This window comes from Thermoanaerobaculum aquaticum (genome assembly GCF_000687145.1).
GTDB lineage: Bacteria > Acidobacteriota > Thermoanaerobaculia > Thermoanaerobaculales > Thermoanaerobaculaceae > Thermoanaerobaculum > Thermoanaerobaculum aquaticum.
This window is the reverse complement of record NZ_JMFG01000034.1, coordinates 1-8,209: the sequence shown is the minus strand read 5'-3', so window position 1 is coordinate 8,209 and position 8,209 is coordinate 1. Positions and strand designations below refer to the sequence as shown.

Sequence of the window (8,209 nt, the reverse complement as noted above, 5' to 3'; positions counted from 1 at the left end):
AGCGACCTGCAAGGGGGGCTGACCTTGCCGTACAATGGCTCTAACGGAGACGCGCTTTCCTTCGTAATCAGCAACACGGGTAGTGGTACGGCCCTTCGCGGCGAAAGTGCCTTCGGAACCGGTGTGGCCGGATATACGATGGCTACCTCTTCAGGCTACGTAGCTGTTTACGGCGAAGCGTCCCACACCGGCGGCACCGACACCATCGGAGTTCTCGGCCGCAGCTTTGGCTCCTCGGGAATCGGGGTCTTGGGCCAGGCTGACCGCGGCATCGGCGTCAGGGGACTCGGCGAACTGGGGGTTGCCGGCGTAAGCAACAGTGCCACAGGCGTCGGGGTCTACGGCACCGCCGATAGCACCGGCGTCTGGGGCTACGCTATGGCGAGCAGTGGGGCTGGTGTCCACGGCCAAGGGAGTTCGGCCGTTGGCGTCTTTGGCGACAGTCAGGGCAACGACGGGGTTCGGGGGGTTTCGCTCATGAGTAACATGGCAGGCGTTAGAGGCGTGAGTGCCAACTCCGACGGCTACGGGGTTTACGGTCAAAACAGCGGCACAGGGGCTCAGGGCTTTATTGGTGGCAAGGATGGCGTTAGCGGTTGGGTCGCCAGTGCCAGCTTGGCTGGTGTTTCCGGAGTGAATAACTCTGTCAACGGGATGGGCATCTACGGGGCAAGCACCGCCGGCTACGCCGGCTACTTCGCCGGAAAGGTTTACGTCTCAGGTTTTCTGGAGAAAGGGGGCGGTGGCTTCAAAATTGATCACCCTCTGGACCCCGAGAATAAGTACCTAAACCACTTCTTCGTAGAGTCTCCGGAGATGAAAAACGTTTACGACGGCGTGGTGGTCACCGATGAAGAAGGTCGAGCTATCATTGAGCTTCCCGAGTGGTTTGAGGCTTTGAACAAGGACTTCCGCTACCAACTGACTGTGATTGGCCGCTTTGCCCAAGCCATTGTGGAAGAGAAGATTAGGAACAACCGCTTCGTGATTCGCACGAACATGCCAAATGTCGAGGTCTCCTGGCAAGTTACCGGAATTCGCAAGGATCCGTGGGCTGAAGCCCATCGCATCCCCGTGGAGCAGGAAAAATCACCGCAGGAGCAGGGCACCTACCTGCATCCCAAAGAATGGGGTCAGCCGGAGGAAAAAGAGCTGCATTACGAAAGGATGAAGAGCCTCCGTGAGCGCTACGAGCAGCTGGCAGCTCAGAAACAAGCCCCAAACCAGGTACCGGCGCGTCCCTAAGGGGGTTGGCACCCCCACACCCCACCGGCCCCTCCGGGGGCCGGTTTTTTTTCGAGGGGTGTGGGTCATGCCCGCGGGATACCCATTGTCCCTTGCCCTTCTCGCCCTCACCTTTTGGACCCAGGTGAGGTGGGGCTTTCGGCTTCCAAAGGCGTTTTAGCCGCCATCGGAGGCCTGCGGGCGGTGTTTTCTCGTGGGTCTTGGGCGTATTTCCTCGGGGTGACTGCGAATATGGTCGAGAAGAAATCGGCGCTTTTCCTTTTGCCGGCGCGCACCATTGGAGACTTCCGGCCAGGGGAATGGCAGCGCCGCCGGGTTCTTAGCGGCGACCCGCTCGTAAATGGACTTCCAGAGCTTTTTGACCGTCACCAGCGAAAGCCCAAGTGCCTGGGCAATGGCTTCATCGGTGCTGCCTAGGAGAGCAATGCGGAGCACCTCCTGCTCGCGGGGGGTAAACGCGTACCGTGGTGGGGGGGAGGAAAACACCGCAAAAGAAACGGTGGCTTCTTGCTGCAACGCCTCGTCTCGCCTTACTCCTCCCAGGTAAGGCCAGCGTTCCTCTGGGGGTGCCAAATCCGGGTGGGCCTGGAAAAACCAAGCGTAGTCGGACCAGAGCACACCACCCATGGCAAATAGCATCGAAAGCTCTTCCTTGCCATAAAACTCATGGAAGAGCAAGCGTAGCTTGTACCCCCGGTGCAACACCACGAAAGCGTCAGACAAAAAATGCCGCATATGTTTGATCTCCAGCGGCGTAAGGCGTTCTTCGGGCCAGCCTACGTGAAGCGACAACACGTTCAATCCCTCGCGCACGTTGGCTTGGGCCACCTGTTTCCTGGTGAGAATGGGGGAGCGGTTGTCGCGGTAGAGCTCCAAGAGCCGCTGGCCAATGTACGGCGGCATGCTTGCTGCCTGGTCGGCAAACCAATCCGCCACAAACACGCTTAAGCCAAACCCCACCACCCGTTGGTGGGCCGGGCGGTTGTGGTCCTCCACCACCGCGGATTCGCCGCTTCCGCCCCGGAGCACCGAGGCCCAAAGCTCCAAAAGCTTTATTCGTTCTTCGGGGCTGTAAACAGAGCTGTCGCGGATGAGGGGGAACAGCTGCTCCAGCTCATTCAACTTGGCGGTGCGCAACGCGAGATACATACAAAACCCACCCTAAAAGGATACTATACACGCTCCTGCGACTCAACCTAAATTGGCTTCGAACATGAGGGACGGCTGCACGCGATGCCGGCGAGGGGTTGCAACCACCTCGAAAAAACCGACAGATCGAGAGGAGCTGTCCTGAAAGGAGGAGACCATGTTTCGAGGCAAGACGTTTTTGTTAGGTTTGGTGGTTGCGGTCACTTTGGCCCAGCCAACTCTTGCCGGCTTTGCCGGCACGGACATCTACCTGCCGTCGGTGGGTTCGGCGGTGGGGGTAGCTCCCTGGTACACCACCGTGTGGGTGTACAACCCTACCTCCTCGCCTGCCAACGTCACCTTTTACTTCTTGAAACGGCAGGCCAACCCTTCGCCCAGTTCCTACACGGACACCATTCCACCCGGTGATGTCAGGCGCTACGACGATGCGGTGCAGTTCATGTTCCACGAGTCCAACTTTGGAGCGTTGCGGATCGTTTCCAACCAAAAGGTTCTGGTGTCGTCCCGGATTTACGCGCAAAGCTCGGGCGAGGGCCTTCGGAACTCGAAGGGTCAGTACTTTGGAGGGGTTCCAGCCTCCTTTGCCATTGGGGCAGGAGAGAAAACCCGCATCGTGGGGATAAGGCAAACTTCTTCGGATCGCAGCGCTTCAGATTTTCGCTTCAACGTAGGGGTTGTGGAAACCACGGGGAATAGCTGCACCGTCACCTTGCGGCTGGTGGATGAAACCGGTGCTGTTGTGGGGTCACCGAGCACGTGGAATTTGGGAGCTCGGGAGCAAAAGCAGGACAACGTGTGGAGCTTGTTTGGGACGTCCATGCCCAACCATCAGGTGGAAATCGAGGTGACGGGGGGCACAGGCAAGGTCATTGCCTTCGGCTCTTCCATTGCCAACGGCTCGGATGATCCCTCCACGGTGGAGATGCACTTTGCCGACAGCTTGCTTGCGGAAAACTCCACCGGTGGCAGCGGCACCATTACCGGTGTGACAGCCGGGCAGGGGCTCACCGGAGGCGGGACCTCCGGCAACGTGACGTTGGCAGTGGCCAATGGCGGGATTACCAGTGGAATGTTGGCGGACAACAGCGTTACCTCGGCAAAGATTGCCGATGGCAGCGTGCAAGCTGCAGATTTGGCGAATGGTGCGGTGACCAAGGCCAAGCTGGCAGCCTCGGGGGGAGGAACGAGCGGCCAGGTCTTGGGGACCGATGGCACAAACCTGGTTTGGCAAGCAGCCGGAAGTGGCGGTTTCACGTTGCCGTATGCCGGCTCGGGAAGTGCTTCTGGGGACCTGTTCTCCATCACGAACAGCGGCACGGGCACGGCAATCTACGGTAAGAGTACGCAGAACGACGGGGTGCGCGGCGAAGCAAGCGTGGTAGGAAAGAGCGGCGTCTACGGCTACAACGCAGCCGCCGGCTACGGCGTGAAGGGGACGAGCATTTCGGGGCATGGCGTTGCTGGTGTTTCCGGGGGTAACACCATGTCAGGTGTGTACGGCGAACAAACCAACAGTGGTGGCTACGCCGTGTTTGGGAGCAATACTGGCAGTGGCAACTGGGGTTACCTTGGGGGAAACGAAGGTGCGAAGGGCGTCGGAGCAAATAATAAGACAGGCGTTTTAGGTTCCAGCACCAGCGGCTACGGGGTGGAAGGCTCCAGCAGCTCCGGTCGCGGAGTGTTTGGACACAGCACCGGAGCTGAAGGTGTGTACGGCCAAACGTCCGCTGCCAACAAGGCTGGCGTTTACGGTAACAATGATAACGCCAACGGCTACGGCGTCCGGGGCGACAGCGCCAGCGGCGACGGTGTCTACGGTTCTAGTTCCGGGGGAAACAGGAGCGGTGTGTACGGTCAAAACAGCAACTCTTTTGGATGGGGCGTTTACGGCCGCAACACAAACAGCGGCACTGAGGGTTTCTTGGGTGGCGCGCTCTACGGAGTTTATGGTAAAGCCTCGAGTAACGCCTCCTCCAAAGCTGGCTGGTTCGACGGCAGCGTTCACGTCAATGGAGCGCTTTCCAAAAGCTCTGGTTCCTTCAAGATTGACCACCCCCTGGACCCCGAGCACAAGTACCTGTACCACTCCTTTGTGGAGTCGCCGGACATGATGAACATCTACAACGGAAACGTGGTCACCGACGAAGAAGGCCGGGCGGTGGTGGAGCTTCCTGAATGGTTTGAGGCATTGAACAAGGATTTCCGCTATCAGCTCACGGTGATCGGTCGGTTTGCCCAAGCCATTGTGGAGGAGGAAATCAAGAACAACCGCTTTGTCATTCGCACCAACATGGCTAGGGTAGAGGTGTCCTGGCAAGTCACTGGCATCCGGAAGGACCCCTGGGCTGAAGCCCACCGCATTCCGGTAGAAGAGGTAAAGCCGCCAGAGGAGCAAGGTACCTACCTAAATCCGAAGGAATGGGGCCAGCCGGAGGAAAAAGGTTTGGATTACCGCACGCTTACGCAGCTCCGCGAGAACTCTGAGGCTATGACGCAAACCGCGAGCGGGTCACAGGAGCACAGACCTTAAACGAGCCTGACAAATGAGAACGGGGGGGCGTTGGTGCCTCTGGTTTCTGCCCATCCAAAAGTGCGCGCAAGCCAACGCCTCCCCCCTCCTCCTTTGGGGGAGGGTTCTTTTTCGCTGTGGCGTGCGGTTTCCAGCTTCGGGTACAGCTGGAGCCGCGCCCTGCAACCACGCAGCGGAGGGTCGCCGGCAGCCCTTGGCTTCCGGGAGGAACCGTAAGTCGGAAAAAGAATAGGAAACTCAATTTCGGGAAAGGAGGAAGAAGCATGGGAAATCGAGGAAGGGCGTGGGATTCACCAAGGGTTGCTTGCGCGGCAGCCTGGAAGGTCTGCTGTGTAGCGCTTTTCCTTGGCCTCATGATGGCAGTGGCAACCGCGGATGCGCTCACCTATACGGTGACGACCCTCAGCGACGCGGTCGCCAATGACAGCCAGTGCTCGCTGCGGGAAGCCATTCAGGAAGCCAACAACGGTGCTGACACCGACTGCGCCGGCTCGCCAAGTAACGGCAACGACACCATCGTTTTTAGCGTCAGCGGCACCATCGCGCTGAGCTCCACTCTGCCCAACATCCTGGATGCGGCCACGGTGGGTACGCTGACCATCAATGGCGACGTCAACGGTGACGGCATCGGGGACATCACCATCAGCGGTGACACCAATGGAGACACCGTTCAGGACGTGCGGGTAATGCAAGTAAACTCTAACGGCAACCTCACCTTACAAAACCTCACCATCGCTTACGGAAACGGAGGAAGCTTTGGAGGTGGTGGCATCTACAATAACCAAGGTATCCTTACGCTTGTACGGACTACATTTTCCAACAACAGCACCAGCGGCGATGGTGGTGCCGTCAGCAGTACCGGCGTCTTCACCGTCACCGTGTCATACTCTACATTTACCAACAACAACGCGGGCTACGGCGGCGCCATCTCCACGAATGGAGCAGGACCTTTAACGGTTCTCCAGAGCAGCTTTTCCGGCAACACCGCCGCCAACGGCGGCGGTGCCATAAGCGACTGGTCTGCCGGTACGCTCACTACCACGATTCATATTGACGATTCCACATTCTCCAATAATGTCGCCGCTGGCGGTTGGGGCGGCGGTGCCATCTTTGAGTTCGGCGGTACGCTGCTGGTGCGAAAGAGCACTTTCCTCAACAACAGGGCTACTGGCAGCAGCCAAAACGGTGGCGGCATTTCTGGCGCAGGAGGACGGGTGACCGTTGCCAACAGCACCTTTTCCGGCAACGAGGCAACCAATGGCGGGGGTGTGGCTAACAACAGTGGCTTTCTCTATGTGTATAACAGCACTTTGTCTGGGAACACCGCGTCAACAAATGGGGGTGCCCTATACGCGTGGAAGTCCGGTACGAACCCGCCGTATACTGAGGTCTACAATTCAATTCTTGCAAACAGCACTGGGTCTTCGTCTTACGACTGCTTCAATGGAGCTGGAAGCAACGGCACCCTTATTGGTGGCAACAACATCATCGAAACCACCCCAACCTCAAGCAGCCCCAGCAGTTGTAGTGCCATTGTTTTCTCCACCAGCGACCCACAATTGGGTGTGCTTACCGGCTCACCAGCTTATTTCCCGCTCAGCCCAGCCAGCCCGGCCATAGACACTGGCGATAGCACCATCTGCGGCAATTCGGTAGTGAACAACCAATCCCAAAACGGCGTGACCCGCCCGCTAGATGGCAATGGCGACACCGTCCCAATCTGCGACATTGGCTCCTTTGAGGCACCCGCAGCACCGGCGGCGCAGAGCGACATGGCGGCCAGTTTGGGTTCGCTGCCGCCCAGCCTGTCGCCTGGTGGGTCATACACCTCTTTGAGCTTTTCTTGTACCAACAACGGTCCTGATCCGGCGACCAACGCCACCTGCTCTATTACGGCCTCAGCGGGAACCGTGAGCAGCGTAAGCTGCAATCCTCCGGTGCCGGTGGGCTCTCTTGCCAACGGTGCCACCATCAACTGCACATTCAACTTCACCGCCCCAGGTATTTCGGGAGGAGGGGATACGCCCCAGACAGGTGTCACCTTCACGGTCACCGCCGGTGCGTCCAATGACTCCAATGCTGCTAACAACACCGCCAGCAACACAACCCCCGTCCCGTTAGTGGATGCCTTAGATGATTCGACGAGCTTCCCGGCTAGCTTTGTAGGCGCCACCTTCAACGTTGGGTCCAACGATCAGTTCGGCAGTGGCTCCTTACCGCCTGGGGCGAGCTTTACTTTGCTTGGTGCGACGACGTGTGCTAGCGCTAGCATCAACAGCAGCGGCGTCGCGACCTTTAACGTGCCGGCTTCCGGCACCTGCGTGGTCGCCTACCGGGTGTGTGTCATCAGTGGCTGCGATACCGCGCAGCTGGTGGTGACGGCGCAGCAACAGCAACCCATCCCTACCCTAGATGAATGGGGTCTTACGGCACTTGTCCTGCTGATGGTGGGTGCCGGGCTGTTGTTAGTGCGACGTGTGGTTGCGTAGAAGCTAGCCAGGAGGGGCCGCCTAGCGCCCTCTCCCTTTAACCCCCTGCCTCCCGCCGCCAAATGCGGCGGGAGATTTTTTTCTGAGAGCGCGGCCCGGAGTCAGGATCGCGCACAAGCTACGCCCGTGGAGGTTCACAACTGAAGTGCGGCTTTAACACTGAGGCGTGAAACCGTCGCTAAAGAATGTCGGACCCGTGCTCACGAATGTGGGACCCGCGCTCAAGAATGTGGGACCCGCGCTCCGCGCGGGTTGATTTGTTCTTAGCCGCCGCAGGAGCGGCGGCCCCACAAAAAGAAAAGTGTGGGACCCGCGCTCCCGCGCGGGTTTGTTACAACAATGAGCTGTCCGAAAGCAGATTCCTCGGGCCTTCGGCCCTCGGAACGGCGGCTTGCGCCGCTGTCCCGAGCGAAGCGAGGGATCGGTTTGCGGCGAACGGGCAAGGGCCACGAGGCTCGGCCACGAGATCCTTCGCCCTGCTTCGGACGGCTCAGGATGACAGGCTTCGCCTGTCATTCCAAGCGAAGCGAGGAATCTGCTTCCTTTTCTGGGTGCCCGTGCAGCCTCAGTACGGCAGGTTCTTTGCCCTGCTCCGCAAGCCTCAAAATCGCAAATGCGGGCCCGGTGCTCCAGCGCGGGTCTTTTTTCGCCGGCGCAGGAGCGCCGGCCCCACATCCCACGCGGGGGGCCGCTCGCGCTCCGCCCACCCTTCCGCTCGCTTAGCCCAGCTCTCTCCCTTGGGGGGCCCGCGCGCAGTGCCTTCCGCCCACCCGCGCGCTCTGCCCCCCAAGCCCCC

The 8,209-nt window shown here is 59.4% G+C and carries 3 protein-coding genes and 1 pseudogene; 3 read left to right on the top strand and 1 reads right to left on the bottom strand.

The features are described from left to right. Positions 1-1,245: pseudogene (locus EG19_RS13765) on the top strand (hypothetical protein); the annotation flags it as partial. 156 nt (positions 1,246-1,401) lie between these two features. Here the strand turns inward: EG19_RS13765 and EG19_RS10605 are convergent. Further along, positions 1,402-2,394: a LuxR C-terminal-related transcriptional regulator gene (locus EG19_RS10605; RefSeq protein ID WP_038050259.1), complete on the bottom strand. Its 993-nt coding sequence runs from the start codon at positions 2,392-2,394 to the stop codon at positions 1,402-1,404. A 157-nt stretch (positions 2,395-2,551) separates the two neighbouring features. Between EG19_RS10605 and EG19_RS12890 the strand changes: the two genes are divergently transcribed. Continuing rightward, positions 2,552-4,924: an autotransporter outer membrane beta-barrel domain-containing protein gene (locus EG19_RS12890; protein WP_053335226.1), complete on the top strand. Its 2,373-nt coding sequence runs from the start codon at positions 2,552-2,554 to the stop codon at positions 4,922-4,924. 353 nt (positions 4,925-5,277) lie between these two features. Further along, positions 5,278-7,413 (top strand): IPTL-CTERM sorting domain-containing protein, encoded by a 2,136-nt coding sequence (locus tag EG19_RS13925; protein ID WP_038050258.1) that lies wholly within the window; start codon positions 5,278-5,280, stop codon positions 7,411-7,413. Positions 7,414-8,209 lie beyond the last annotated feature (796 nt).

What these genes read in the sequence shown, in the direction of transcription:
- EG19_RS13925 (WP_038050258.1), top strand. Translation starts at nt 5,278, where the DNA reads ATGATGGCAGTGGCAACCGCGGATGCGCTCACCTATACGGTGACGACC.
- EG19_RS12890 (WP_053335226.1), top strand. Translation starts at nt 2,552, where the DNA reads ATGTTTCGAGGCAAGACGTTTTTGTTAGGTTTGGTGGTTGCGGTCACT.
- EG19_RS10605 (WP_038050259.1), bottom strand. Translation starts at nt 2,394, where the DNA reads ATGTATCTCGCGTTGCGCACCGCCAAGTTGAATGAGCTGGAGCAGCTG.